Origin of the sequence: Streptomyces tanashiensis, assembly GCF_014648895.1 — a bacterium.
Taxonomy (GTDB): Bacteria; Actinomycetota; Actinomycetes; order Streptomycetales; family Streptomycetaceae; genus Streptomyces; species Streptomyces tanashiensis.
In genome coordinates this window covers 16,168-41,058 of record NZ_BMRZ01000009.1, presented here as the reverse complement: position 1 = coordinate 41,058, position 24,891 = coordinate 16,168, and the positions used below count along the sequence as shown (strand labels likewise).

Below are 24,891 nucleotides of genomic sequence, written 5' to 3'. Positions count from 1 at the left end.
GGGCGGCGGCACCGGCACCGGCGCCGTCCCGCACAGGCTCCGGACCCTGCCTTCGGGGCCCGGGGGAAACGCTCATGGGACGTTCCCTCCCCGTCCAGATCCACGTTGGCGGGGACACGCCGAGCGCGACGACAACACCCGTATGCGTGTCGTCATCGTCACCGAATCCTTCCCTCCCGACGTCAACGGTGTGGCGCACTGCGCCCTGCAGACCGCGCGCCACCTCGTCCGGCGGGGCCACACCCCGCTCGTCATCGCCCCCGCCGTCGCCGACCCGGCCGCGGACGCCGACGCCCCCTGCGCCGTCGTCCGCGTGCCCTCCCTCCCCCTGCCCGGCTATCCCCAGGTACGGGTCGCCCTGCCCAGCCGCCGGGTCGCCGCGGCCATCGCCGCCCACCGTGCCGACCTCGTCCACCTCGCAGGCCCGTTCGTCCTCGGCGTCCGGGGGATGACCGCCGCCGCCCGCCTCGGCATACCCGCCGTCGCCGTCTACCAGACCGACCTCGCCGGCTACGCGCGCACGTACGTCGGGACCGGCGAGGGCGCCGCCTGGCGCCGCCTCCGCGCCGTGCACGGCGCCGCCGACCGTACCCTCGCCCCGTCCTCCGCCGCCGCGCGCGACCTGGAGGCCCACGGCATCGGCCGCGTCCGGCTCTGGGGACGCGGAGTGGACACCGTCCGCTTCCGCCCCGAACGGCGCGACCCCGCCCTGCGCCGTGAGCTCGCCCCCGACGGGGAGCTCCTCGTCGGCTACGTGGGCCGCCTCGCCCCCGAGAAGCGGGTCGACCTGCTCGCCGGGGTCTGCGCGCTGCCCGGCGTCAGGGTCGTGGTCGTCGGGGACGGGCCGAGCGCGCCCGCCCTCCGCGCGGCCCTGCCCGGCGCCCGGTTCCTGGGCCGCCGCACCGGACCCGACCTCGCCCGGATCTTCGCCTCGCTCGACGTCTTCGCCCACACCGGCCCGTACGAGACCTTCTGCCAGACCGTCCAGGAGGCCATGGCGAGCGGGATCCCGGTCGTCGCCCCGGCCGCCGGCGGCCCCCTCGACCTGGTCGACCACGGCCGCACCGGGCTCCTCGTCCCCCCGGACGACCCGGACGCCCTGCGCGAGGCCGTCGCCGCGCTCGCCGCCGCGCCGGAGACCCGCGCCGCGTACGGCCCGGCCGGCCGGGCCGCCGTCGAGGGGCGCACCTGGGAGGCGCTCGGCGACGAGCTGATCGGCCACTACCTGGAGGTCCTGCGCGAGCGGACGGCGGTGGCGGCGTGAACGGCGTCCACGCGGGGGTCCTCGGTGCCGGCGGCATCCGGGCGGAGGCCGGCGCCGGCCGCGCCGGGCTCCGGATCGTCCGTCTCGCGAACTTCGTGACCCCCACCTCGGGCGGCCTCCGCACCGCCCTCGACCAGCTCGGCCGCGGCTACCTGGCCGCCGGCCACGAACCCGTCCTCGTCGTCCCCGGCGACGTCGCGAGCGACCACCACACCGAGCAGGGCCGGGTCGTCACCCTGCCCGGACCCGTACTGCCGGGCACCGGCGGCTACCGGGTCCTCGCCGACCGGCGCCGGGTCCGCCGGCTCCTGGAGGAACTCGCCCCCGACCGGATCGAGGTCTCGGACCGCACCACCCTGCGGTGGACGGGGGAGTGGGCGCGACGCGCGCGCGTGCCGTCGGTGATGGTCTCCCACGAGACGGCCGACGGAGTGCTCCGCACCTGGGGCGTGCCGCCCGCGGTCGCGGCCCGCGCGGCGGACCGGCTCAACCGCCGCACGGCGTGGGCCTTCGCGCGGATCGTGTGCACCACGGAGTGGGCCGAGCGCGAGTTCGTGCGGATCGGGGCCCGCAACGTCGTACGGGCTCCGCTCGGCGTGGACCTGGAGCGCTGCCGCCCCGGTCGCCGCAGCACCGTGCTGCGGGCCCGGTACGCCGCCGGGGAGCGGGTGCTGCTCCTGCTGTGCTCGCGGCTCTCGGTCGAGAAGCGGCCCGGCACGGCCCTGGACGCCCTGGAGGAGCTGCGGGGCACGGGGGTCGCGGCCGCGCTCGTGGTCGCGGGGGACGGGCCGCTGAGGGGCACCCTGGAGCGCCGGGCGCGCGAGCGGCGCCTGCCGGTGCGGTTCCTCGGGCACGTGGCCGACCGGGAGGCCCTTGCGGACCTCCAGGCGTCGGCCGACGTGTGCCTGGCCCCCGGGCCGGCGGAGACCTTCGGTCTCTCCGCCCTGGAGGCCCTCGCCTGCGGGACCCCCGTCGTGGTCAGCGCCTCCTCCGCCCTGCCCGAGGTCGTGGGCACGGCGGGGGCGGCCGCCGTCGACACACCGGGGGCCTTCGCCGCCGGGGTGCGGGGTCTTCTCGCCGTCCCGGAGGAGGTCCGCCGCCGGGCCGCACGCGCGCGTGCGGAGGGCTTCTCCTGGGACCGCGCCGTCACCGCCTTCCTCCACGCCCACGACGCCCTCCCGGTCCCCCGGCCGCTCTTCCCCGAGGAGGCCCGCCGATGACACCGGAGACGGCGGAGGCGGAGTCCGGCGCGTCCACGGCCGCCACCGCACCCGGGCCCCTGCCGGCCCCGCCGCCCGCGCCCGGCGCGTCACCGGCCCGGCCCGCCGCCCCGCCCGTCCCGTCCTGCGTCCCGGCCGCCCTGTCTGTCGTCCCCGCCGCCCTGTCCGGTGGCCCACCCGTCCCGTCCTGCGTCCCACCCGTCCTGTCCGGCGTCCCGGCCGTCCTGTCCGCCGTCCCCGCCGCCGCGTCCGCCGTCCCCGCCGCCCGGGACGGCGGCGGGCCCGTCGGGGCCGACGACGCAGGGCCCCTTCGGTTCGTCGTGCTCGGGGACTCCTTCAGCGAAGGCGTCGGGGACCGTGCCGACGGGGTCTGGCGGGGGTGGGCGGCCCTGCTCGCCGAGGGGCTCGCGGCCGGGGGCCGGGGGCCGGCCTTCCTCAACCTCGCCGTCAGCGGGGCGCTCAGCGCGGACGTCGCCGACACGCAGGCCCCCCGCGCCCTCGCGTTCCGGCCGCACCTCGCCTCCGTCGTCGTCGGGGTGAACGACACCCTGCGCCGCACCTTCGACATCGCGCTCCTCGCCCGCCGCCTGGACCGCGTCTGCGCCGATCTCGACGCCGTCGGAGCCGTACTCCTGACGGCCTGCCTTCCCGATCCGGGCCGGATGCTCGGGCTGCCCCCGCCGCTGGCTCGCCCGCTCGCCCGCCGCCAGCGCTCCGTCAACGCGGTCGTGCACGCGCTGACCGCCCGGTACGGAGCCGTGCACCTCCACCTCGCCGATCCGGCCTGGACCGAGGACCGCGCCCTGTGGAGCGCCGACCGGCTCCATCCCGGCGAGCGCGGGCACCGGGCCGTCGCCGGCGGCTTCCACCGGCTGCTCGCCGCCCGGGGACTCGCCCAGGGCGCACCGCCCTCGCCGGAGCCCCTCCAGCCGCCGCCGACCCGCACCGAGGCCCTGCTCCGGCTCGCCACCGCCGGCACCGGCTGGGTCCTGCGCCGGAGCCGCGACCTGCTCCCGCAGCTCCTGCTGCTCGCCGGCGCCGAACTGCGCCATTGGGCCGACGGCACCGGCACGGGACCCCTCGACGCGCGCGCGGACGACGCCCTCGCGGCCGCGCTCGCGGCCACAATGGGGAGATGACCGGGCGCTGGGAGTTCTGGATCGACCGGGGCGGCACCTTCACCGACGTCGTCGGGCGACGGCCCGACGGCCGGCTCGTCACCCGCAAGGTGCTCTCCCACGACCCCGCCCGCCGACGGGACGCGGCCGTGGCCGGCATCCGCCTCCTCCTCGGCCTCGCCCCCGACGAACCCGTCCCCGCCGACCGGATCGCCGTCGTCAAGATGGGCACCACCGTCGCCACCAACGCCCTCCTGGAGCGCCGCGGCGAACCGACCGTGCTGCTGATCACCGAGGGCTTCCGCGACGCGCTCCGCATCGCCTACCAGAACCGGCCCCGGCTGTTCGACCGCCACATCGTGCTGCCCGAGGCGGTCTACGCGCGCGTGATCGAGGTGCCCGAGCGGGTGGACGCGCACGGCCGGGTCGTCCGTCCGCTGGACGAGCCCGCCGTCGCCGGGGCACTCGCCGAGGCGTACCGCGACGGCTTCCGCTCCGCCGCCGTCGTCCTGATGCACGGCTACCGGCACCCCGAGCACGAGGCCCGGGTCGCGGAGGCGGCCCGCGCCGCCGGCTTCCCGCAGATCAGCTGCTCGCACGAGGTCAGCCCGCTCATCAAACTGATCCCGCGCGGGGACACCACCGTCGTCGACGCCTATCTCTCGCCGATCCTGCGCCGGTACGTCGACGAGGTCGCCCGCGAACTCGCCGGAATCCGCCTCATGTTCATGCAGTCCAACGGAGGGCTGCGCGAGGCCGCCCACTTCCGCGGCAAGGACGCCGTCCTGTCGGGACCGGCGGGCGGCGTCGTCGGCATGGTCCGCACCTCGGCGCGGGCGGGGCACGACCGTGTCATCGGCTTCGACATGGGCGGCACCTCCACCGACGTGTCGCACTACGCGGGCACCTTCGAGCGTGAACTCGGTACACAGGTCGCCGGCGTGCGGATGCGGGCGCCCATGATGAGCATCCACACCGTCGCGGCCGGCGGCGGCTCCGTCCTCCACTACGACGGGCGCCGCTACCGCGTCGGACCCGACTCCGCCGGCGCCGTCCCCGGGCCCGCCTGCTACCGCGGCGGCGGACCCCTGACGGTCACCGACGCCAACGTCATGCTCGGGCGGGTCCAGCCCGCCCACTTCCCCGCCGTCTTCGGCGCGGGCGGGGACCTTCCGCTGGACGCCGAGGTCGTACGGGAGCGTTTCACCGCCCTCGCCCGGGAGGTCGGCGGCGGCCGCACCCCCGAGGACGTCGCGGCGGGCTTCCTGGAGATCGCCGTCCTCAACATGGCCAACGCCGTCAAGAAGATCTCCGTGGAGCGCGGCCACGACGTCACCCGGTACGCCCTCACCAGCTTCGGCGGCGCCGGCGGCCAGCACGCCTGCGCCGTCGCCGACGCCCTGGGCGTCGACACCGTCCTCGTACCCCCGCTGGCCGGGGTGCTCTCGGCGTACGGGATCGGGCTCGCCGACGCCACCGCCATGCGGGAGCGGTCCGTCGAGGCCGAGCTCGACGCCGCCGGCACCCACACGCGCGTGACGGACCTCTGCGCCGAACTCGCCGACCGCACCCGCGAGGAGCTGCGGGCCGACGGACTGCCGGACGCGGCGATCACCACGCGCGCACGCGTGCTCCTGCGTTACGCGGGCACGGACGCGAGCCTTCCCGTCGACCTCGCACCGCCCGACGAGCTGACCACCCGGTTCACGGACCTGCACCGCGCGCGGTACGCCTTCACCCTGGACCGGCCGCTCGTCGTCGAGGCCGTGACCGTCGAGGCCGTCGGCAGCGCCGGTCCGCACGGCCCCGTCCTCGTCGACGCCGGAGAACGGACCGGCGCCCTCACCCCCGTGGCCACCGTCCGGATGCACAGCGCGGGCGGGCCCCACGACGCCCCGCTCCACCGGCGCGAGGACCTGCTGCCGGGCGACACCGTCGACGGGCCCGCGATCCTCGCGGAGGCCGACGCGACGACCGTCGTCGACACCGGCTGGCAGGCCACCGCGACCGACGGCGGCCACCTCCTGCTGCGGCGTGTCGTGCCCCGCCCCGCCCGCGTGGCCGCGGGCACGGACGTGGACCCCGTCCTCCTGGAGGTCTTCAACAACCTCTTCATGTCGATCGCCGAGCAGATGGGCGTCCGCCTGGAGAACACGGCCCAGTCGGTCAACATCAAGGAACGCCTCGACTTCTCCTGCGCCCTCTTCGACGCCGAGGGCAACCTGATCGCCAACGCGCCCCACATCCCCGTCCACCTCGGCTCCATGGGGGAGTCCATCAAGGAGGTGCTGCGGCGGCGCGGGGACGACCTCCGCCCCGGCGACGCGTACGCGATCAACGACCCGTACCACGGCGGCACCCATCTCCCCGACGTCACCGTCGTCACCCCGGTGTTCGACGACGCGGGAGACGAACTCCGCTTCCTGGTCGCCTCGCGCGGGCACCACGCGGAGATCGGCGGCATCACCCCCGGCTCCATGCCCGCGTTCAGCCGGACCGTCGACGAGGAGGGCGTCCTCTTCGACAACTGGCCGCTCGTGCGCGACGGGCGGCTGCGCGAGACCGAGACCCGGGCCCTGCTCGCCGGCGCCCGCCACCCCTCCCGCGACCCGGACACCAACCTCGCCGACCTGCGCGCCCAGATCGCCGCCAACGAGAAGGGCATCGAGGAACTGCGCCGCACGGTCGAGGAGTTCGGTCTCGACGTCGTCCGGGCCTACATGCGGCACGTGCGCGCCAACGCCGAGGAGTCCGTGAGGCGCATCGTCGCGCGCCTCGACGACGGCGCGTACCGGTACGAGACCGACGGCGGCGCGGTGATCCGGGTCGCCGTGCGGGTCGACCGCGAACGGCGCTCCGCCGTCCTCGACTTCACCGGAACCTCCGCCCAGCTGCCCGGGAACGCCAACGCGCCCACCGCCGTCGTCATGGCGGCCGTCCTGTACGTCTTCCGCACCCTCGTCGACGAGGACATCCCGCTCAACAGCGGCTGCCTGGAACCCCTGGAGGTCCGCGTCCCGCCCGGCTCCATGCTCGCCCCCGTCGCCCCGGCGGCCACGGTCGCCGGGAACGTCGAGACCTCCCAGGCCGTCACGGGCGCGCTCTACGCGGCCCTCGGCGTCCAGGCCGAGGGCTCCGGCACGATGAACAACGTCACCTTCGGCAACGCGCGCGTGCAGTACTACGAGACCGTCGCGAGCGGCTCGGGGGCGGGCGACGGCTTCGACGGCGCCGACGCCGTCCAGACCCACATGACCAACTCCCGGCTCACCGACCCCGAGATCCTGGAGTGGCGCCACCCGGTCCGGGTGGACGCCTTCGCGGTACGGGAGGACAGCGGCGGGCGCGGCCGGTGGCACGGCGGCCACGGCGTGGAGCGGCGCCTGCGGTTCCTGGAGCCGATGACGGTGGCCCTGCTCACCGGTCACCGCCGGGTCCCGCCGTACGGGATGGCCGGCGGTGAACCGGGCGCCCTCGGCGAGAACCTCGTGGAACGCGCCGACGGCACCGTCGAGCACCTCGGAGGCGCCGCCACCACGGAGGTGGGCCCCGACGACGTCCTCGTCCTGCGCACCCCGGGCGGCGGGGGCTACGGCCCGCCAGCCCTCTGATCCGCCCCGCCACCGAGCCGTCAGCGCACGCGCACGAACCGCACCGGCGTCCCCGGGACCGCCTGCGCCGCAGCGCCCAGGTCCGCCTCCCGCACCACCGCGACGACCGGATAGCCCCCGGTCGTCGGATGGTCCGCCAGGAACACCACCGGGCGTCCGTCCGGCGGCACCTGCACCGCGCCGAGGACCATGCCCTCGCTGGCGAGCTCGCCCGGCACCGCCCGCTCCAGGGCCGGGCCCTCCAGGCGCAGCCCGATCCGGTTGCTCGCCGGTGACACCCGGTACGCGCGCGTGGTGAAGGCGCGGAGCGCCTCGGCGGTGAACCAGTCGTCCCGGGGACCCGGCCGGACCCGCAGGACGAGTTCGTCCGGCGGGCCCGGCCAGGGGGGAGCGTCGACCGACCCCGGTACGGCCGCGGCCGCTCCCAGCGGCAGCACCGCCCCGTCCGCCAGCGGCGCCGGGCCGAGACCCGACAGCAGGTCGGTGGAGCGGCTGCCGAGCACCGGCGGGACGGCGATCCCGCCGCCGAGCGCCACGTACGAGCGGAGCCCGCGCGCGGCCGCGCCGATCTCCAGGACCGATCCGGCCCCGACCCGGACCGTCGTCCCCCAGGCGGCCGGACGGCCGTCCACCCGGACCGGGCACGGTGCGCCGCCGACCGCCACGGTCACCGCGCACCGGGGCCGCAGCGCGCACCCGTCGACGGTGGTCTCCAGGACCGCCGCGTCCTCCCCGTTGCCGGCGAGCCGGTTGACGAGCCGTAGGGCCGGCGGGTCGAGGGCGCCGGAGCGGGGCACGCCGAGATGCGCGTACCCCGGGCGCCCCAGGTCCTGCACGGTGGTCAGCGCCCCGGCCCGGACGACGGCGACGGCCCGGTCGCTCATCGCCCGCCCCCCGCCGTGAACCGGACCCGGGTGCCGGGCGTGAGCAGCGCGGCCGGATCCCGCTCGGCGTCCCACAGCACCACGTCCGTGGTGCCGATCAGCTGCCAGCCGCCGGGGGAGGAACGCGGGTACACCCCCGTGTACGGGCCTGCCAGGGCGACCGAGCCGGCCGGGACGGCCGTGCGCGGCGTGGCCCGGCGCGGTACCTCGTACCGCTCGCCGAGCCCCGTCAGATAGCCGAAGCCGGGCGCGAACCCGCAGAAGGCGACCCGGAACTCGGCCGCCGTGTGGATCCGTACCGCCGCCTCCACGGACACCCCCCAGAGCGCGGCCACCTCCGCCAGGTCGGGACCGTCGTACCGCACCGGCACCTCGACGGCCTCGCCCACGCGCGCGTGGAGCGGCGCCGGCTCCCAGCCGGTCAGCTCGGCCGCGAGCCGCTCCGGTTCGTCCACCCCGTCGAGGAGCACGGTCCGCGCCGCCGGTACGAGCTCCCGTACGGCAGGCAGCGCACCGGCCGCGCGCCGCCGCAGCAGCTCGGCGTGGAAGGCCTCGGTCGCCGCGCCGTCGTCCAGTTCCACCAGGAGGGCGCGGTCGCCCACCCTCAGCACCCTCACGCGAAGGCCTCCACGCGCACGCCGGAGGCTTCCAGCTGCGCCCGGACCCGCCGGGCGAGGCCCACCGCGCCCGGGGTGTCCCCGTGCAGACAGAGCGAGCGGGCCCGGACGGTGACCGAGCTCCCGCAGTGCGCCGTGACGATCCCGAACCGGGCCATGGACACCGCCCGTTCGACGACCTCGTCCGGATCCGTGACGACGGCCCCCTCCTGCCCCCGTGGCAGCAGGGAGCCGTCCGCCCGGTAGGCCCGGTCGCCGAAGGCCTCGGCGACGACCGGGAGCCCGGCCGCCGCGGCGGCCTCGTGCAGCCGGGACCCCGGCAGCCCGAGGACCGGCAGCGTCCGGTCCGCGAGCAGCACGCCGTCGACGACCGCCGCCGCCTGCTCCGCGTCCCGGACCACCCGGTTGTAGAGCGCCCCGTGCGGCTTCACGTACGAGACCCGCGAGCCCGCGGCCCGGGCGAAGACCTCCAGGGCGCCGATCTGGTACGCCACCTCGGCGGCCAGCTCCGCCGCCGGGACGTCCATCGCGCGCCGTCCGAAGCCGGCCAGGTCGCGGTAGGACACCTGGGCCCCGATCCGTACCCCGCGTGCCGCCGCGAGCTCGCAGACCCGCCGCATGGTGGCCGCGTCGCCGGCGTGGAAGCCGCAGGCCACGTTGGCGCTGGTGACGACGGACAGGAGCTGCTCGTCGTCGGTCAGCGTCCAGCGGCCGAAGCCCTCGCCGAGGTCGGCGTTGAGATCGATCGGGACCCAGGTCATGCGGTGTTTCCTCTCTCGCCTGGTGGTGCGGTGGTCAGGGGAGTTCCCTCCCGCGGGTCTCGGGCAGCCCGAACAGGGCCAGCACGGCGAGGCCGTAGCCGACGGCGCCGAAGACCAGCGCCCCGCCGACGCCCCAGCTCTCGGCGAGGAAGCCGACCAGGGTCGGGAAGACGGCACCGACCGCACGGCCCGTGTTGTACGTGAGCCCCTGCCCGGTGCCGCGCACCGCCGTCGGGTACAGCTCCGCGAGGAAGGAGCCGAAGCCGCTGAAGATGGCCGACATGCAGAAGCCGAGCGGGAAGCCCAGCAGCAGGAGCAGGGTGTTCGCCCCGGCGGGGATGTGGGTGTAGGCGAGGACGGACACCGCGGACAGCACGGCGAACAGGGCGATGTTCTTCTTCCTGCCGAGCCGGTCGGTGAGGTATCCGCCGGTCAGATAGCCGGTGAAGGCGCCGGAGATCAGCAGGGTCAGATAGCCGCCGGTGCCGACCACGGTCAGGCCGCGCTCGGTCTTCAGGAAGGTCGGGACCCAGGTGGCGAGCGTGTAGTAGCCGCCCTGGACGCCGGTGGAGAGCAGGGTGGCGAAGAGTGTGATGCGCAGCAGTCCGGGACGGAACACGGCCCGGAACGAGCCGCGTCCGGCGCCGGCCCGGCGGGCTTCGGCCGCCTGCGGGGCGTCCTCCACGTTCCGCCGCACGTAGACGACGAGCAGTGCGGGCAGTGCGCCCGTCCAGAAGAGGATCCGCCAGGCGAGGTCCGCGTCGGCCCACTGGAAGACCAGGGTGTAGACGAGCACGGCGAGCGCCCAGCCGACCGCCCAGGCGCTCTGGACGGCGCCGAGCGTCCGACCGCGGTGCCGGGCGGAGGCGTACTCGGCCACCAGGATCGCGCCGACGGCCCACTCGCCGCCGAAGCCCAGGCCCTGGAGCGCCCGGAAGACCAGCAGCGTCTCGTAGTCGGGCGCGAAGCCGCAGAGCACGGTGAAGAGCGCGTACGTGACGACCGTGATCATCAGGGCCCTCACCCGGCCGACGCGGTCGGCGAGGACGCCGGCGAGCGCGCCGCCGACCGCCGAGACGACGAGGGTGACGGTGGTCAGGAGGCCGGTCTGGCCCTTGTCGAGATGGAAGTAGGCGGCGATGGCCACCATCGACAGGGGCAGGGTGAAGAAGTCGTAGGAATCCAGGGCGTATCCGCCGAACGCGCCGCCGAAGGCGCGCCGGCCGCGCGGCCCGAGGCCGCGCAGCCAGGCGAACGTGCCCGTGTCGCCGGGCCGTTCGCCCTGGGAGTACTGCCGGGTCTGTGTCGTGCTCATCTGCACCTCGCAGGAGAGGGGAGGAGCGTGCCTGAGAGGCGTACCGAGGAACCGTGCGGTGCCGTCAAGGTAGAGGATTGTTCAACGATCCGACAAGAGGCGTGTTGTCGCTCATCCGTTTCTGCGGTTGACTCGGCCGCGGACGACGGAAGGGACGAGGCGCTGTGGACGTGAGTGGGGCCGGCGGGCTGACGGACGACCGTGTGCTGCTGGGGCGCACCAGCACGGCGGAACGGGTGGCGGACATCCTGCGCACCCGGATCGCGGAGGGCTACTTCCCGCCCGGGGCGCGGCTCTCGGAGGAGAGCATCGGCGGCGCCCTCGGTGTGTCCCGCAACACACTCCGCGAGGCCTTCCGTCTCCTCACGCACGAGCGCCTGCTCGTCCACGAGCTCAACCGGGGTGTCTTCGTCCGCGTCCTCGCCGTCGGTGACGTGGACGACATCTACCGCACCCGGCGGCTCGTCGAGTGCGCCGTCGTGCGGGGCCTGGGGCAGCCGCCGTTCGCCGTCGACGGCCTCGCCGCCGCCGTCGCCGAGGGCGAGGCCGCGGCCCGCGCCGACGACTGGACGGGCGTCTCCACGGCCAACATCCACTTCCACCGCGAACTCGTCGCCCTCGCGGGCAGCGCCCGCACCGACGAACTGATGCGCGGTGTCCTCGCCGAACTCCGCCTCGCCTTCCACGTCGTCGACGACCCGCACGCCCTGCACGAGCCCTATCTCCGGAGGAACCGGGAGATTCTGGACGCCCTGCGCGCCGGGGAACGGGCTTCGGCGGAGCGCCTCCTCGCCCGCTACCTCGACGACTCCCGCACCCGGGTCGCCGCCGCCTACGCCCAGGCCGTCGACGATCCGGCAGGCTCCGCGGGCTGAGCGCACAGGCCGGACGAGGCTACCGGCCGGGCCGGTCGCATCTGCGCCGTTTCGACCGTTGTCATGGTGAGGACCTAATCTGTGCACCGTGACTTCGCCTGCCTCGACGGACCTCGCTCCGCCCCAGCTCAGCGCGGGGCCGCGCCCCGCGCAGGGCCCGGCCGCCGACGAAGGGCTCGCGCGGCGCCTCCGCGCGCTCGCGTGCACCGCGCCGCTGCACGACCTCGACGCACGCAAGGCGAACCTCGCCGGCGAGTACACGGTCTACGCGATGGCCGAGGTGGCCCTCGCCGCGATCGACCTCATCACGCTGAACATGGACTTCGACACCGGCGCCGACCACGAGCAGATCGTCACCCGCCTGCTGCCCCGCGTCGCCGCCCAGGCCCCCACCCGCCCCACCGCCGAGCACGAGCGCGTGGCCCGCTGGGTCCTGGAGAACCTGATCAACGTCGGCAGCGTCGACCGCGGCTTCCGCGCCGTCTACGGCACCTTCGGCACCGACGGGGTCTACACCCGCAGGGACTACGACTTCAAGCTCATCGAAGAGGTCCCCGGATACGGCGGCGGGGTCTACCTCCGCACCACCGACGAAGCGGTCAACGTCCTCGTCGGAGCCCTCGACACCGACGTCACCAGCGCCCAGATCGCCGCCGAGGTGAAGCTGGAGGTCCTCATCAACCGGGGCCGGCTCGCCGACGCCCAGCTCGCCGCCGAGCAGGCCCGCTACCGGACCGTGCAGTACGCCGAGACCCTCCGCAAGACCCTGGAGGCCACCCGGCGCAACGTCCGCGCCGTCGACTGGCTCCAGACGGTCCCCGACATGATCGCCGAGGCGCTCGACCACGTCGCCGACCGCTACCGGCACGAGAACGCGATCCTCACCAACATCCGCAGGGTCCGCGACGAGGCCGAGGCCACGGCCGACGTCAGGACGGCCGAGCACAAGCGGCGCGCCGCCGAGCTCGTCGACATAGTCAAGGACTGCATCCGGCGCCACACCCAGCTCCAGTCCCGCCTCCTGGAGGCCGGGCCGCTCTTCCGCGCCGAACAGGACCGGCAGGCCTTCGCGGCCCCCGCCGCGTACACCGGACTCGATCTGTACGGGCAGCTCGTCGCCCCCGTCCTGCCGCTCCCGGTCGAGGGGGCCACCCGCGTCACCGACGCCTTCTTCGCCCACGGCACCGGACTGCGCACCCCCGCCTCCGTCCGCCTCGGCGACCTCGTCGACCTGCTCCTCACCCCGCCCGTCGAGCGCGAGCACCTCGGCGCGGAGATGCCCGAGCCCGACCTCATCGCCACCCCCGACGACTCCCGCTTCAGCGAGGAGCAGCTCGCGAGCGCCATGCGCCTGCTCGACCTGGAGCACGACGCCCCGCGCCGCCTCTCCGGTCTGCTCGCCGAGGCCCGCCGTCTCGACGCCGACCTGCCGTACCTCGTCGCCCTCCTCGCCGTCCACGCGGCGAGCCCGCCGGTCGGCACCGCCTACCGTCAGGGCGAGGAGCGCCTCCTCTTCGCCGTCGACGACGGCACCCCGCTCGACGACCCCGAGTTCGGCGGCGCCGACCTGATCGTCGGCACGGCGCTGCTCGACGCGGTGGGCATGGCCGCGGACCGCACGGAGGCCACGTGACCCTCGTCCCCCCGACCCCGACGAGCGCCGCCGACGACGCCCTTCCGGCTGTACCCGCACCGGCCGTGGCCGAGGACGGCGCCCTCCCGGCCGTACCGGCACCGGGCCCCGCCCCCGAGGACGGCGTCCTCCCGGCCGTGCCCGCACCGGGCATCGCCGCCGACGACGCTCTCCCGGCCGTGCCCGTACCGACCGCGCCCGAGGACGGCGTCCTCCCGGCGGTACCGGCACCGGGCACCGCCGCTGACGACGCCCTCCCGGCTGTACCCGTACCGCCCGTAGCCGAGGACGGCGCCCTCCCGGCCGCCGCACCCGTACCGGCCGCCGCCGAGGACGCACCCGCACCGGCCGCCGCCGAGGACACACCCGTGCCCGCCGCCGAACCGGCGCCCCCGGCGGAGCCGGCGGACCCCGGCGTACCCGCTCCCGCCGCCGCGCCGGAGTCGGCCGGCGGCCGCGGCGCCCGGCCGCGGTTCGGGACGGTGGCGATGCCTTCCCGGGCCCAGCAGGCCCGGCGCGGGGACATGCCGTCCGTGCGTGCCGTGCGGCTCACGGACGAGCCACCCGCGCCCGTGGACCGCAGCGGCGCAGCCGCCCCCGCGGCCGTCACCCCCGTCCCGCTGCCCGTACCCCGACCCGCCCCCCGCGCCGTACCGACCGAGAGCCGTACCGAGGAGCCCCAGCCGTGAGCGAAACCCACGCCGAGTACACCGACGCGTGGAGCGAGCAGGAGCCCCAGCAGCCCCCGGCCGCCTCCACCGCCTCCGCCGTCACCCCCGCGGACGCCGCCGACGCGGCCCGGCTCGTCTCGTTCGGGCTCCAGCCCAAGCTGCTCCCGGCCCGCGACGCCGAATACACCGAGCTCCTGCGCCGCTACCGCGAGGACCCCGCCTTCGCGCGCCTCGCCGACGCCGTCGCCACCGGCCTCGGCCTCGTCGTCCTGGAGGTGTCCCCGCGCGCCGGCATGGCCGTCACCGCCGCCGAGGACTCCGTCTTCGCCGTCCGCATGGGCGACTACGCCCGCCGCGCCTCCACGGACTCCGCCGACCGGTTCCTGCACGGCCTGGCCCACCTCGCGGTCGCCGCCATGGCCTTCCCCCGGCCCGAGGACCTCGCCGACGACGCGTACATCGGCCGCCTCACGGTCAACGGCGTCGACGCCTTCGTACGCCAGGCCTGTCTGCGCCTGGAGCAGCGCGCCGAGGAACAGGGCGAGAACACCGACCCGGCCTCCGACGCCCCCGGCCTGGAGGCCGCCTGGCGGATCTACGCCCGCCGGAGCGCCACCGGAGCCACCAAGGACGCCCGCCGCCTCGCCGGCTCCACCACCGGCATCGTCGGCAAGGCGGCCGCGTTCCTCACCGACTCCGGCTTCCTCCAGCGCACCGGCGACGAGGGCGGCGGCTCCTACCGCACCACCGCCCGCTACCAGCTCCAGGTCCGCGACATGGCCGGTTCCGCCGCCATGGCCGAACTCCTCGAACTCGGCGTCGTGCCCGTCAGCGACGGCTCCGCGACCCTCCTCCCGCCGCCCGAGGGCGACGACCTGGAACTCGCCGCCGACGCGGGCCTGCCGTTCCATGCGTGACCGCCCCGCGTGACCGCCCCCGCGTGACCTCCCCGCGCAACCGACCTTCCTGAGCACGACGAGCACGAGAGTCCCTCGCCATGTACGAGCTGTCCCGGGTCCGCCTCTACTCCATCGGCCCCGCCGGTGCGCGCTACGCCGACACCGTCCTGGACCTGCGCGGAGTCGGCGCGCCCGTGCCCCATCCCGCCCCCACCCAGGCGGAGTTCTTCGAGGAGGAGCCGGTCGGCCCGCCGCGCCGCCCCGCCCCCGCGGGCGTGCTCTTCCTGGAGAACGGCGGCGGGAAGTCCGTCCTCCTCAAGCTGATCTTCTCGGTCATGCTCCCCGGCCACCGCAACACCCTCGGCGGCGCCAGCTCCGGCGTGCTGCGCAAGTTCCTCCTCGCCGACGACTGCGGCCACGTGGCCCTGGAGTGGCAGCACACCCTCACCGGCGAACTCGTCGTCGTCGGCAAGGCCAGCGAGTGGCGCGGCCGCCAGGTCTCCAACGACCCGCGGAAGTTCGCCGAGGCCTGGTACTCCTTCCGGCCCGGCCCCGGCCTCAGCCTGGACAACCTGCCCGTCGCCGAGGCGACCTCCGTCCGCCCGCCCGTCGAGGGCGCCTCCGGCGCGACCGGCCGCCGCCGCACCATGAAGGGCTTCCGCGACGCGCTCACCGAGGCCGGGAAGGCCTACCCGCACCTGGAGGTGGTCTGGGAGGAGATCCACGACCGCTGGAACGAGCACCTCGGCGACCTCGGCCTCGACCCGGAGCTCTTCCGCTACCAGCGCGAGATGAACGCCGACGAGGGCGAGGCCGCCGGCCTCTTCGCGGTCAAGAAGGACTCCGACTTCACGGACCTGCTGCTGCGCGCCGTCACCGACACCCGTGACACCGACGGCCTCGCCGACCTCGTCGGCGGCTTCGGCAACAAGCTCGGCCGCCGCGCCGAACTGACCGCCGAGCGCGACTTCACGGCCGGCTCCGTGGACCTCCTCGGCCGGATCGTCGAGGCCGCCGGGACCCGGGCCCACGCGCGCGAGGTCCACGCGGGTGCCGAGCGCCGCACCCGCTCGCTCGCCCGCCGGCTCTCCGCCCGCGCCGCCGAGGAACGCGGCCGCGCCGCCGAACTCGCCCAGCAGGTCACCTCGGCCGGGCACGCCGTCGCCGAGGCCGAGACCGCCCGCAGCCGCAGCTCCCTCATCGCCGCCGAACTCGCCTACCGGCACGCCTCCCTGGCCCTGACCGCCGGCGAGAAGGGCGCCGCCGCCCAGCGCCGCGAACTCGTCGACGCCCGGACCATGCACTCCGCCTGGCAGGCCGCCGAGGTCGTGCTCCGCCACCGTGCCGCGGGCGACCGCTCCGCGCGCGTGGCCGCCGCCATCCTCGAGGCCGAGCGCGACGCCGCCCCCGCCCTGGCCGCCCGCGCCAAGGCCGCCGCCGATCTCGTCCGGGCCCTCGCCGGCGCCGCCGAGGAGGGCGAGCGCCACGCGGCGGAGGAGGAGGAACGCTCCACCGCCCTCCAGGAGGCGAGCGAGACCGCCCACCGCGACGCCACCACCGCCGCCACCGAGGCCCAGCGGGCCCGCAGCGAGGCCGGCCACCTGCGCCAGCGGCTCGCCGAGGTCGAGCAGGAGACCGCCGAGGCCGTACGGGCCGGCTGGCTCGACGACACCGCCCCCGACGCGGACCCGGCCCGCGCCGCGCTCGCCGCCAGCGACGCCGAGAAGACGACGGTCGCCGCCTGGGACACGGCCCGCGAGGCCGCCCGCACCGCGGCCGAGCGCGCGCGTGAGGCCGCCGGCGCCGAGTCCCGCGCCGAACTCGCCGCCGCCCGTGCGGCGGACGCCGCCGAGGCCGCCGGGAACGCCTACGACGCGGAGCGGCGCGCCGCCGAGTCCCTCGCCTCCGAGGAGCGCCTCGCCGAACTGCTCAGCCTGCCGTCCTCCGGCTCCCCGCTCCCGGGCCAGCGCGCCGCCACCGGCTCCGACGCCGAACCCGAGGAGGACACGGGAACCGGATCGGAGCCCCAGGGCCCGCTCACCGTCACCGAGTTCGACCGGTACGCCGACGAGCTGCGCGGCCTGCTCGACCAGGCCGTCACCTCCGCCGAGCGCCAGCTGTTCGAACTGCGCACCGCCGCCGCCGACGACTCCCGCATCCTCGGTGCCCTCGGCGACGGCGGCCTGCTGCCGCCCGGCCCCGACGTCCTCGCCACCGTCGAGTACCTCGGCGAGCACGGCATCCCCGCCCTCCCCGGCTGGCGCTACCTCGCCCAGGCCGTCGACCCCGCCGACCACGCCCGCGTCCTCGCCGCCCGCCCCGAGCTCGTCGACGGCGTCGTGATCACCGACCCCGTCTCGTACGGACGAGCCCGCGAGGTCCTCGGCACCGCCGCCCTGCTGCCCCGCTCCGCCGTCGCCGTCGGCACCGCCGCCGCCCTGCTCGCCCCCGTGCCCGCCCAGGACGCGGCGGAGGACGGCGGGGTCTTCCTCGTGCCGCCGAACCCGGCCATGCACGACGAGCACGCGGCCGACGAGGAGCGGCACGCGCTGCGCGCCCGCGCGACCGCCCGCGACGAGGAGATCCGCGGCCTCGCGGCCCGTCTCGCCGGCGACCGCGCCCTCGCCTCCCGGATCGGTGCCTGGCGCGCCGACTGCCCCTTCGGGATGCTCGCCGAGCTCGCGTCCGTCGCCACGACCGCCCGCGAGACCGCCGCGGCCGCGGCCGCCGCCCTCGACGAGGCCCGCGCGGCCCGCACGGAGGCCGACGAGGCCGCCGCCGAGGCCGCAGGGCTCCGGGACGAGCGTCAGGAGGCCGCCCAGCGTGCCCGGCGGGTCGCCGACGCGCTCGCGGGCCTGGCGTTCCGGCTGCGCGAGCGCTCCGCCTGGCAGGCCAAGCTCCGCGAGCTCGCCGACGACGCCACCGAGTCCGAGGCCCGCGCCCAGACCTGCCTGGAGCGCGCCCGCGCCGCCGACGAGGACCGCCGCGCCGCCCAGCGCGCGGCCGACGACGCCCACCGCACCGCCCGGGCCCTGCGGGCCGAGCGCGCCGAGATCGCCGGCGCCCCCGAGACCCTCCCCGAGGAGGAGCCCGACGCGCCCCGCGCCGCGCTCCCGACCCTCCGCGAGGCCTACCGGGCCGCCTCCCAGGTGTACGAGAAGGTCGGCGTCGGCGCCGACCTGCGCGCCGAGCAGGCCCGCGCCGAGAGCGACGAGTCCGCCGCCCTCGCGGAGCTCGACCGCCTCACCAACAAGGTCCGCACCCGCGCCGAACAGCTCCTGGAGTCCACCGACGGCGCCGACGGCCCGTCCCGGCAGGCCGCCGCCGCCCGCGCCGAGGCCCTCGTCCAGATGCTGGAGACCCGCGCCTCGGAGGCGAGCGAGAAGCTCGGCCGGCTCCGCGGCGAGGCCGAGCGGCTGGCCCCCGAGGACGGCGAGGCGCACACCGAGCTGCCCGAGGAGCTGGTGCCCGCCGACGCCGAGCGGGCCCAGGCCCTGCTCCGTACCGCGACCGGCGAACTCGCGTCCCGCACCGACGCCCTGGAAGCGGCGCGTGCCGCCCACGCCGGACTGCTCCGTGACCACCGCGCCGCCGAGGACGCGGCCGGCGGCTTCGACGAGACGGCGGCCCTGCTGCGGGACCTGCTCCGCGACCACACGGACGAGGAGCGGGAGGAGACCGAGCCGTACCGCGGAACCCTGGAGGAGGCCCGTACGGTGGCCGCGGAGGCCCGGCGCTCGCTGCGCGCCTGCACCGCCGAGCTGTCCGCCGCCGACGCCTCCGTGCGCGAGGCGAGCGACATCCTCGTGCGGCACGCCAACTCCACCCGCTACGAGCAGGTCCGCACCCCCGCCCGCCAGCAGATCCGCGAACTGCCGGCGTCCGCGCTGCCCGAGCACGCCGCCAAGTGGGCCGAGGCCTTCGCGCCCCGGCTGCGCGTCCTCACCGACGAGCTGGAGCAGCTGGAGCGCAACCGGGACTCGATCGTGGACCGGCTGCGCGGCCTCGTGGAGTCCTCGCTCGCGACGCTCCGCTCCGCCCAGCGGCTCTCCCGGCTCCCCGAGGGCCTCGGCGAGTGGTCCGGCCAGGAGTTCCTGCGGATCCGCTTCGAGGAGCCCGACCAGGCCACGCTCGCCGAGCGGCTCGGCGAAGTCGTCGACGAGGCGACCCGCGCCGCCGTCAAGAAGAACTCCGACCTGCGGCGCGACGGCATGTCGCTGCTCCTGAGGGGCGTCCAGGCGGCCCTGGAGCCCAAGGGCGTCTCGGTCGAGATCCTCAAGCCGGACGCGGTGCTGCGCGCCGAGCGGGTCCCCGTCGGCCAGATGGGCGACGTCTTCTCCGGCGGCCAGCTGCTCACCGCGGCCATCGCGCTGTACTGCACGATGGCGGCGCTCCGCTCCAACGACCGGGGCCGCGACAAGCACCGGCACGCGGGCACGCTGTTCCTCGACAACCCGATCGGCCGCGCCAACGCCACGTACCTCCTGGAGCTCCAGCGGGCCGTGTCGGACGCGCTGGGCGTCCAGCTCCTGTACACGACGGGCCTGTTCGACACGACGGCGCTCGCCGAGTTCCCGCTGGTGATCCGGCTGCGGAACGACGCGGACCTGCGGGCCGGACTGAAGTACATCAGCGTGGAGGAGCACCTCCGGCCCGGACTGCCGCAGCCGGCCGCGTCGGGGGAGACGATCCACGGCGAGATCACGGCGACGCGGATGTTCCGCCGCCACCAGTCCGACGAGCCGGCGGCCCCGTCGGGCGACGCGTGACCCTGGGCGCACAAAGGCGAGCGGCCCGGCCCCTTCCGGGGACCGGGCCGCTCGCCCTCGCTCTCTCTCAGGCCGCCTCGGACAGCGGCGCCGTCTCCGTCCGGCCCTCGTCGCGCCGGTCCCGGATCGAGGGACGCGCCGTGCTGCTCGGCTCCGACACCACGCCGTTGCGCTGACGCCACACCTGACGGGTGATCCAGACGTCGAGGACGCTCCAGGTCGCCACGACGGTGGAGGCCACCGCGGTGACGGTCACCGGAAACGCCAGCCACGCGCCCGCGACCGTGCAGAAGAAGGCCACCACGGCCTGGACGAGTGTCACCGACGTGATCATCACGGCCCGCACGGCGGCGTTGCGCACCGGATCGGGCATCCGCCGTCGGGCCCGTTCGTCCTCCACCCACAACTGCCGCGCCGACCGCGCCTCGTGTTCCATTGTCCTGTCACTCCCCACCACTGAACGACTTCAGGGTCGGTTGCCCGTCTTGAGCGCCTTTACGCGGACAGAACCCTCCCCGTACTCATTGACGCACGAGAGAGGGAAAAGGTTTCGCCCGGGTGGGGGCGAACTCGGCTCACATCCCCGCGGAACGAACAGTTCCAGCCATCCGCGCAGGCCGGAGAAATGCCACACCATCAGGTGTCCTACGCCACAGTGGCCAATCTCAACTCCCGTAATACCAGGACATCTCATGATCAACACTCACTCGGCAGGCTGAAAATAGCTCGGACACGCCTTCGGGATGGCCGCGATGCAGTAGTAGGCTCGCGCCGCCGTTTGTTGAAATTCAAGGTTGACGCCGCGTGTTGACGCCGGACGTCACGAACGTGAAGGACCCCCGCGTCGCGCGGGGGCCGAGCTGGGGGAGGCCATGCGCTTTCGCGGGAAGTCCATCCGCAGGAAGATCGTGGCGTTGCTGCTCGTACCGCTCGTCTCCCTCACCGGACTGTGGGGTTTCGCCACGGTCCTGACGGGCCGTGAGGCCGACCAGCTCCTCGACGTCGGCTACATCGTCGACAAGGTCGGCTACCCCCTGGAGGACACCGCCCGGGTCATCCAGATCGAACGCCGTCAGTCGCTCATCTACCTCGCCGACCCCCGCGGCTCCGACACCCTCCCCGCCCTGCGCGAGACCCGCCGCGCCACCGACCGGCAGATCGCCCGCATCCGCGCCAACGCCGCCGACCCCGGCGTCCGCGAGGAGATGCGGCCCGTCACCGCCCAACGGCTCACCTCCCTCCTCGACGCGCTCGACGGCCTCGCCTCGCTGCGCCGCTCGGTGGAGAAGCGGGACATCGGCCGCATGCAGGCCCTCGACTTCTACAACCGGCTCGTCGACCCCTGCTACAGCTTCCTCATCACCCTCCACGCCCTCGAGAACGTGGAGATGGACAAGCAGGGCCGCGCCCTCGTCGGCATCACGCGCGCGCGGGAGCTGCTCTCCCGCGAGGACGCACTCGTCCTCTCCGCGCTCGTCGCGGACCGCGTCACCGCCGAGGAGATCCGGGAGATATCCGACCTCGTCGCCAACCGCGAGCAGTTCTACGAGGTCAACCTCGAACTCCTGCCCGCCGCCGAACGCGAGCACTTCGAGAAGTACTGGCGCAGCCCCAAGACCCTGCCGCTGCGCACCGCCGAGAACGCGATCGTCGAAGAGGGCCCCACCGACAGCCCGCGCGCCATCACCGCCGAACGCTGGCAGGACCAGGCGAGCCCCGTCCTCGACGACCTGGCCCGCGAGAACACCGCTGCCGGCGACCGCTACCAGGACCGCGTCCAGCCCGCCGCGTACAGCGTCCTCCTCAAGGTCGGCGTCGCCGGCGTCCTCGGCTTCCTCGCCCTCGTCGCCTCGGTCGTCATCTCCCTCCGCATCGGCCGCGCACTCATCCGCGACCTGCGCCGCCTGCAGAAGGAGGCCCAGGAGGTCTCCGGCGTCCGGCTGCCCAGCGTGATGCGCCGCCTCGCCGCCGGCGAGCAGGTCGACGTCGGGACCGAGGTGCCCCATCTGCGGTACGGGGAGGACGAGGTCGGCCAGGTCGGCCAGGCCCTCAACACCCTCCAGCGCGCCGCCGTCGAGGCCGCCGTCAAGCAGGCGGAACTCCGCCGCGGCGTCTCCGAGGTGTTCGTCAACCTCGCCCGCCGCAACCAGGTCCTGCTCCACCGTCAGCTGACCCTCCTCGACACCATGGAGCGGCGCACGGAGGACACCGACGAGCTGGCCGACCTCTTCCGCCTCGACCACCTCACCACCCGCATGCGCCGGCACGCCGAGGGCCTCGTCATCCTGTCCGGTGCCGCCCCCTCCCGCCAGTGGCGCAAGCCCGTCCAGCTCATGGACGTGGTCCGCGCCGCCGTCGCCGAGGTCGAGGACTACGAGCGGATCGAGGTGCGCCGGCTGCCCCGCCTCGGCGTGGGCGGCCCCGCCGTCGCGGACCTCACCCACCTCATCGCCGAACTCCTCGAGAACGCCACGGTGTACTCGCCGCCGCACACCGCCGTCCAGGTGCTCGGCGAGCGGGTCGCCAACGGTTTCACCCTGGAGATCCACGACCGCGGCCTCGGCATGAACCCCGACGCCTTGCTCGACGCCAACCTCCGGCTCGCCGAGACCCCCGAGTTCGAGCTCTCGGACACCGACCGGCTCGGCCTCTTCGTCGTCAGCCGTCTCGCCCAGCGCCAGAACGTCCGGGTCTCGCTGCAGACCTCCCCGTACGGAGGGACCACCGCGGTCGTCTTCATCCCGGCCGCGCTGCTCACCGACGCGCCCGAGACCCAGGGCGCCGGATTCCGGCTCGACCGCAAGACCCTGGAGCGCCCCGGGCGGACCGAGGACGCGTCCGGCGACGCGGGCGTCCTTCCCACGCGCCGCCCGGCCCTCACGAAGGTCCCCGACGTGACCGAGGCCCCGGGAGCGATGGACGGCCCCGTGGAGCTGGAGGCACCGCTCGGCGCCGAGGACTTCGACGTCCTCCTCGACCGGTCCGCGGACCTCCTCGACAGCGACAGCGAGCGCGGCGGTCTCTTCCTGCCCCGCGACCGCCGCCGCACCGGGCTCGCGCCCGCCGGCGAGCAGCACGACCAGGCCCCGGACCGGACGGCCGGCCGCGCCGAACAGGACGCGCCCGCCGACGCCACGCTCCTCGGCCCCGTGCCGCTGCCGCGCCGCCGCACCCCGACGCTCGTCGTGGACCACGGCCGTCGCCTCGACGAGCCGGACGGCGCCCACGCCCAGCCCGACCGCGCGCACCCCCAGCCGGGCCGCGCCCACGGACCGGCCGACCGCTCCCAGCCGCAGCCGGACCGCGCGCACCCGCGGGAGCACCGGACGGAGCTCCCGCAGGACGGCCGTCGGGGATCCTGGCAGGACGACCGGCGGAGCCTTCCGCAGGGTGACCGGCCGGGCCTCGCGCAGGACGGCCGGCGGGGTCTTCCGCCGGCGCCCGGAGCCGGTCCCGTCCTCGTCCCCGTACCGCCGGAGGGTCCCGCGGCCCCGGAGAGCCCGGAGCCGTTCGTCGGGCTGCCCCGCCGGGTCCGCCAGGCCAGCCTCGCGCCCCAGCTGCGCGAGACCGAGGGCGGCCGTGCCGCGGGAACCGGCGGCGACGCCCGTACGGGCGCGGGAGCGCCGTCCGACGGGCCCGACTCCTTCGAGCGCGACGCCGAGGAGGTACGCGCCCGCATGGCCGCCATGCAGCGTGGCTGGCAGCGCGGCCGGCGGGACACCACCGAACCGGACGACCCGACAGCACCAGGAACGACACCCGAGGGGGACGGTCGATGACCGCACCGAACGCCGCAGCACCCAGCACGACCTCCGGACACGGACACGGGAACGGCGAGCTGAACTGGCTCCTCGACGAGCTCGTCCAGCGCGTCGGATCCATCCGGAAGGCCCTGGTGCTCTCCAGCGACGGCCTCCCCACCGGCGCCTCCCAGGAGCTCACCCGGGAGGACGGCGAGCACCTGGCCGCCGTGGCCTCCGGTTTCCACAGCCTCGCCAAGGGCGTCGGCCGCCACTTCGAGGCGGGCAAGGTCCGCCAGACGGTCGTCGAGCTGGAGGACGCCTTCCTCTTCGTCACGGCCGCCGGCGACGGCAGCTGCCTGGCGGTGCTCGCGGACGCCGACTCCGACGTCGGCCAGGTCGCCTACGAGATGACGCTGATGGTGAAGCGGGTCGGGGCCCACCTCACGACGGCTCCCCGGACCGGCCTGCCCTCGGGAGGGTGAGTGGGACGGCATGAGTGACGAAGCCGAGCGGAACCAGCGCGAGCGGGACCTGACCCCCGGCCACCACCACTGGTTCGACGACGACGCCGGTCCGGTGGTCCGTCCGTACGCGATGACCCGCGGCCGGACGAGCGCCGCCACCCGCCACCGGCTCGACCTGATCGCGGTGGTCGTTCCCGAACCCGCCGCCGACGACCCCGGCCGGGACCAGACGCTCTCCCCGGAACACGTGGAGATCGTCGAACGCTGCTCCGAGCAGCCCCAGTCGATCGCCGAGCTCGCCGCCGGACTCGACCTCCCCGTCGGGGTGGTCCGGGTCCTCGTCGGCGACCTCGTCGAGGACGAACTCGTCCATGTGACCCGCCCCGTTCCGCCGGCCGAGCTGCCGGACGTGAGCATCCTTCGCGAGGTGATCAATGGCCTTCGGGCGCTCTAGCCGCAAGAAGCCCTTCGTCGAGCCGGTGACCCTGAAGATCCTCGTCGCGGGCGGGTTCGGGGTCGGCAAGACGACGCTGGTGGGCGCGGTCAGCGAGATCAGGCCGCTGCGGACCGAGGAGATCCTCAGCGAGGCGGGGCGGCCCGTCGACGACCTGCACGGCGTCGAGACCAAGACGACCACCACGGTCGCCATGGACTTCGGCCGGATCACCCTCCGCGAGGACCTCGTCCTCTACCTCTTCGGCACCCCGGGGCAGGACCGGTTCTGGTTCCTGTGGGACGAGCTGGCGCAGGGAGCCCTGGGCGCGATCGTCCTCGCGGACACCCGCCGCCTGGAGGACAGCTTCGCGGCCATCGACTACTTCGAGCGGCGCGGCATCCCGTTCACGGTGGCCGTCAACTGCTTCGAGGGCGCCCGGCGGTTCCCCGCGGAGAGCGTGCGCGGCGCGCTCGACCTCGACCCCGAGGTGGAGCTGCTGATGTGCGACGCCCGGGACCGCGAGTCCGTGAAGAACGTCCTCGTGGCGGTCGTCCAGCACGCCCTGGTCCTCGCGGACCGGACCCCCTCGGCCGTCACCACCTGACGGCACG

18 protein-coding genes are annotated in these 24,891 nt (G+C 75.5%); 13 read left to right on the top strand and 5 right to left on the bottom strand.

Going from position 1 to position 24,891, the window contains the following annotated elements; genetic code table 11:
- The first annotated feature begins 142 nt into the window (after nt 1-142).
- The 4 genes from IE237_RS24745 to IE237_RS24730 are packed head-to-tail and all read left to right on the top strand — an operon-like array spanning nt 143 to nt 7,213.
- A complete protein-coding gene (locus IE237_RS24745; protein WP_189804317.1) occupies nt 143-1,264 on the top strand; it encodes a glycosyltransferase family 4 protein in 1,122 nt (373 codons plus the stop codon).
- Between the two features lie 35 nt (nt 1,265-1,299).
- Nucleotides 1,300-2,484, top strand: coding sequence for a glycosyltransferase (locus IE237_RS24740; protein ID WP_189804540.1), 1,185 nt, complete (start codon nt 1,300-1,302; stop codon nt 2,482-2,484).
- Nucleotides 2,481-3,623, top strand: coding sequence for an SGNH/GDSL hydrolase family protein (locus IE237_RS24735; protein ID WP_370468259.1), 1,143 nt, complete (start codon nt 2,481-2,483; stop codon nt 3,621-3,623). Before IE237_RS24740 ends, IE237_RS24735 begins: the two co-directional genes overlap by 4 nt.
- Nucleotides 3,620-7,213: a hydantoinase B/oxoprolinase family protein gene (locus tag IE237_RS24730; protein ID WP_189804316.1), complete on the top strand. Its 3,594-nt coding sequence runs from the start codon at nt 3,620-3,622 to the stop codon at nt 7,211-7,213. Before IE237_RS24735 ends, IE237_RS24730 begins: the two co-directional genes overlap by 4 nt.
- Before the next feature lie 20 nt (nt 7,214-7,233).
- Here the strand turns inward: IE237_RS24730 and IE237_RS24725 are convergent, their stop codons facing one another.
- Genes IE237_RS24725 through IE237_RS24710 form a run of 4 tightly spaced genes read right to left on the bottom strand, consistent with a single transcriptional unit; the run spans nt 7,234 to nt 10,790 of the window.
- The gene (locus IE237_RS24725) at nt 7,234-8,097 is read right to left on the bottom strand and encodes a 5-oxoprolinase subunit C family protein (protein ID WP_189804315.1); all 864 of its coding nucleotides are present in this window, start codon (nt 8,095-8,097) and stop codon (nt 7,234-7,236) included.
- Nucleotides 8,094-8,714 (bottom strand): 5-oxoprolinase subunit PxpB, encoded by a 621-nt coding sequence (gene pxpB / locus IE237_RS24720; protein ID WP_189804314.1) that lies wholly within the window; start codon nt 8,712-8,714, stop codon nt 8,094-8,096. The genes IE237_RS24725 and pxpB overlap by 4 nt, the downstream gene beginning before the upstream one ends.
- Nucleotides 8,711-9,475, bottom strand: coding sequence for a LamB/YcsF family protein (locus IE237_RS24715; protein WP_189804313.1), 765 nt, complete (start codon nt 9,473-9,475; stop codon nt 8,711-8,713). The genes pxpB and IE237_RS24715 overlap by 4 nt, the downstream gene beginning before the upstream one ends.
- 34 nt (nt 9,476-9,509) lie before the next feature.
- Nucleotides 9,510-10,790, bottom strand: coding sequence for an MFS transporter (locus tag IE237_RS24710; RefSeq protein ID WP_189804312.1), 1,281 nt, complete (start codon nt 10,788-10,790; stop codon nt 9,510-9,512).
- Between the two features lie 164 nt (nt 10,791-10,954).
- Here IE237_RS24710 and IE237_RS24705 point away from each other — a divergent pair, with 164 nt between their 5' ends.
- The 5 genes from IE237_RS24705 (at nt 10,955) to IE237_RS24685 (ending at nt 19,637) form a co-directional block, all read left to right on the top strand.
- Nucleotides 10,955-11,665 (top strand): GntR family transcriptional regulator, encoded by a 711-nt coding sequence (locus IE237_RS24705; protein ID WP_189804311.1) that lies wholly within the window; start codon nt 10,955-10,957, stop codon nt 11,663-11,665.
- A gap of 88 nt (nt 11,666-11,753) precedes the next feature.
- Nucleotides 11,754-13,298 carry a hypothetical protein gene (locus tag IE237_RS24700; RefSeq protein ID WP_189804310.1) on the top strand — a complete coding sequence of 515 codons (1,545 nt, stop codon included), beginning with the start codon at nt 11,754-11,756 and terminating at the stop codon, nt 13,296-13,298.
- On the top strand, nt 13,295-13,987 hold the full coding sequence (locus tag IE237_RS24695) for a hypothetical protein (protein WP_189804309.1): 693 nt from the start codon (nt 13,295-13,297) through the stop codon (nt 13,985-13,987). The genes IE237_RS24700 and IE237_RS24695 overlap by 4 nt, the downstream gene beginning before the upstream one ends.
- Nucleotides 13,984-14,886, top strand: a complete 903-nt coding sequence (locus IE237_RS24690; RefSeq protein ID WP_189804308.1) for a hypothetical protein — start codon at nt 13,984-13,986, stop codon at nt 14,884-14,886. The genes IE237_RS24695 and IE237_RS24690 overlap by 4 nt, the downstream gene beginning before the upstream one ends.
- A gap of 80 nt (nt 14,887-14,966) precedes the next feature.
- Nucleotides 14,967-19,637, top strand: coding sequence for a hypothetical protein (locus IE237_RS24685; RefSeq protein WP_189804307.1), 4,671 nt, complete (start codon nt 14,967-14,969; stop codon nt 19,635-19,637).
- A gap of 67 nt (nt 19,638-19,704) precedes the next feature.
- Here the strand turns inward: IE237_RS24685 and IE237_RS24680 are convergent, their stop codons facing one another.
- Nucleotides 19,705-20,073 (bottom strand): hypothetical protein, encoded by a 369-nt coding sequence (locus IE237_RS24680; protein WP_229842870.1) that lies wholly within the window; start codon nt 20,071-20,073, stop codon nt 19,705-19,707.
- A 436-nt stretch (nt 20,074-20,509) separates the two neighbouring features.
- Between IE237_RS24680 and IE237_RS24675 the strand changes: the two genes are divergently transcribed.
- From IE237_RS24675 to IE237_RS24660, 4 genes are read left to right on the top strand one after another with little or no spacing between them, the layout of a single operon-like run.
- Nucleotides 20,510-23,416, top strand: coding sequence for a nitrate- and nitrite sensing domain-containing protein (locus IE237_RS24675; protein ID WP_189804305.1), 2,907 nt, complete (start codon nt 20,510-20,512; stop codon nt 23,414-23,416).
- Entirely contained in the window at nt 23,413-23,862 is a 450-nt protein-coding gene (locus tag IE237_RS24670; protein ID WP_189804304.1) for a roadblock/LC7 domain-containing protein, read from the top strand. Before IE237_RS24675 ends, IE237_RS24670 begins: the two co-directional genes overlap by 4 nt.
- A gap of 10 nt (nt 23,863-23,872) precedes the next feature.
- Nucleotides 23,873-24,298 carry a DUF742 domain-containing protein gene (locus IE237_RS24665; protein ID WP_189804303.1) on the top strand — a complete coding sequence of 142 codons (426 nt, stop codon included), beginning with the start codon at nt 23,873-23,875 and terminating at the stop codon, nt 24,296-24,298.
- A complete protein-coding gene (locus tag IE237_RS24660; protein WP_189804302.1) occupies nt 24,279-24,884 on the top strand; it encodes a GTP-binding protein in 606 nt (201 codons plus the stop codon). The genes IE237_RS24665 and IE237_RS24660 overlap by 20 nt, the downstream gene beginning before the upstream one ends.
- Nucleotides 24,885-24,891 lie beyond the last annotated feature (7 nt).

What these genes read in the sequence shown, in the direction of transcription:
- IE237_RS24675 (WP_189804305.1), top strand. Translation starts at nt 20,510, where the DNA reads ATGCGCTTTCGCGGGAAGTCCATCCGCAGGAAGATCGTGGCGTTGCTG.
- IE237_RS24710 (WP_189804312.1), bottom strand. Translation starts at nt 10,790, where the DNA reads ATGAGCACGACACAGACCCGGCAGTACTCCCAGGGCGAACGGCCCGGC.
- IE237_RS24670 (WP_189804304.1), top strand. Translation starts at nt 23,413, where the DNA reads ATGACCGCACCGAACGCCGCAGCACCCAGCACGACCTCCGGACACGGA.
- IE237_RS24725 (WP_189804315.1), bottom strand. Translation starts at nt 8,097, where the DNA reads ATGAGCGACCGGGCCGTCGCCGTCGTCCGGGCCGGGGCGCTGACCACC.
- IE237_RS24680 (WP_229842870.1), bottom strand. Translation starts at nt 20,073, where the DNA reads ATGGAACACGAGGCGCGGTCGGCGCGGCAGTTGTGGGTGGAGGACGAA.
- IE237_RS24665 (WP_189804303.1), top strand. Translation starts at nt 23,873, where the DNA reads ATGAGTGACGAAGCCGAGCGGAACCAGCGCGAGCGGGACCTGACCCCC.
- IE237_RS24735 (WP_370468259.1), top strand. Translation starts at nt 2,481, where the DNA reads ATGACACCGGAGACGGCGGAGGCGGAGTCCGGCGCGTCCACGGCCGCC.
- IE237_RS24715 (WP_189804313.1), bottom strand. Translation starts at nt 9,475, where the DNA reads ATGACCTGGGTCCCGATCGATCTCAACGCCGACCTCGGCGAGGGCTTC.
- IE237_RS24685 (WP_189804307.1), top strand. Translation starts at nt 14,967, where the DNA reads ATGTACGAGCTGTCCCGGGTCCGCCTCTACTCCATCGGCCCCGCCGGT.
- IE237_RS24730 (WP_189804316.1), top strand. Translation starts at nt 3,620, where the DNA reads ATGACCGGGCGCTGGGAGTTCTGGATCGACCGGGGCGGCACCTTCACC.
- IE237_RS24745 (WP_189804317.1), top strand. Translation starts at nt 143, where the DNA reads ATGCGTGTCGTCATCGTCACCGAATCCTTCCCTCCCGACGTCAACGGT.
- IE237_RS24660 (WP_189804302.1), top strand. Translation starts at nt 24,279, where the DNA reads ATGGCCTTCGGGCGCTCTAGCCGCAAGAAGCCCTTCGTCGAGCCGGTG.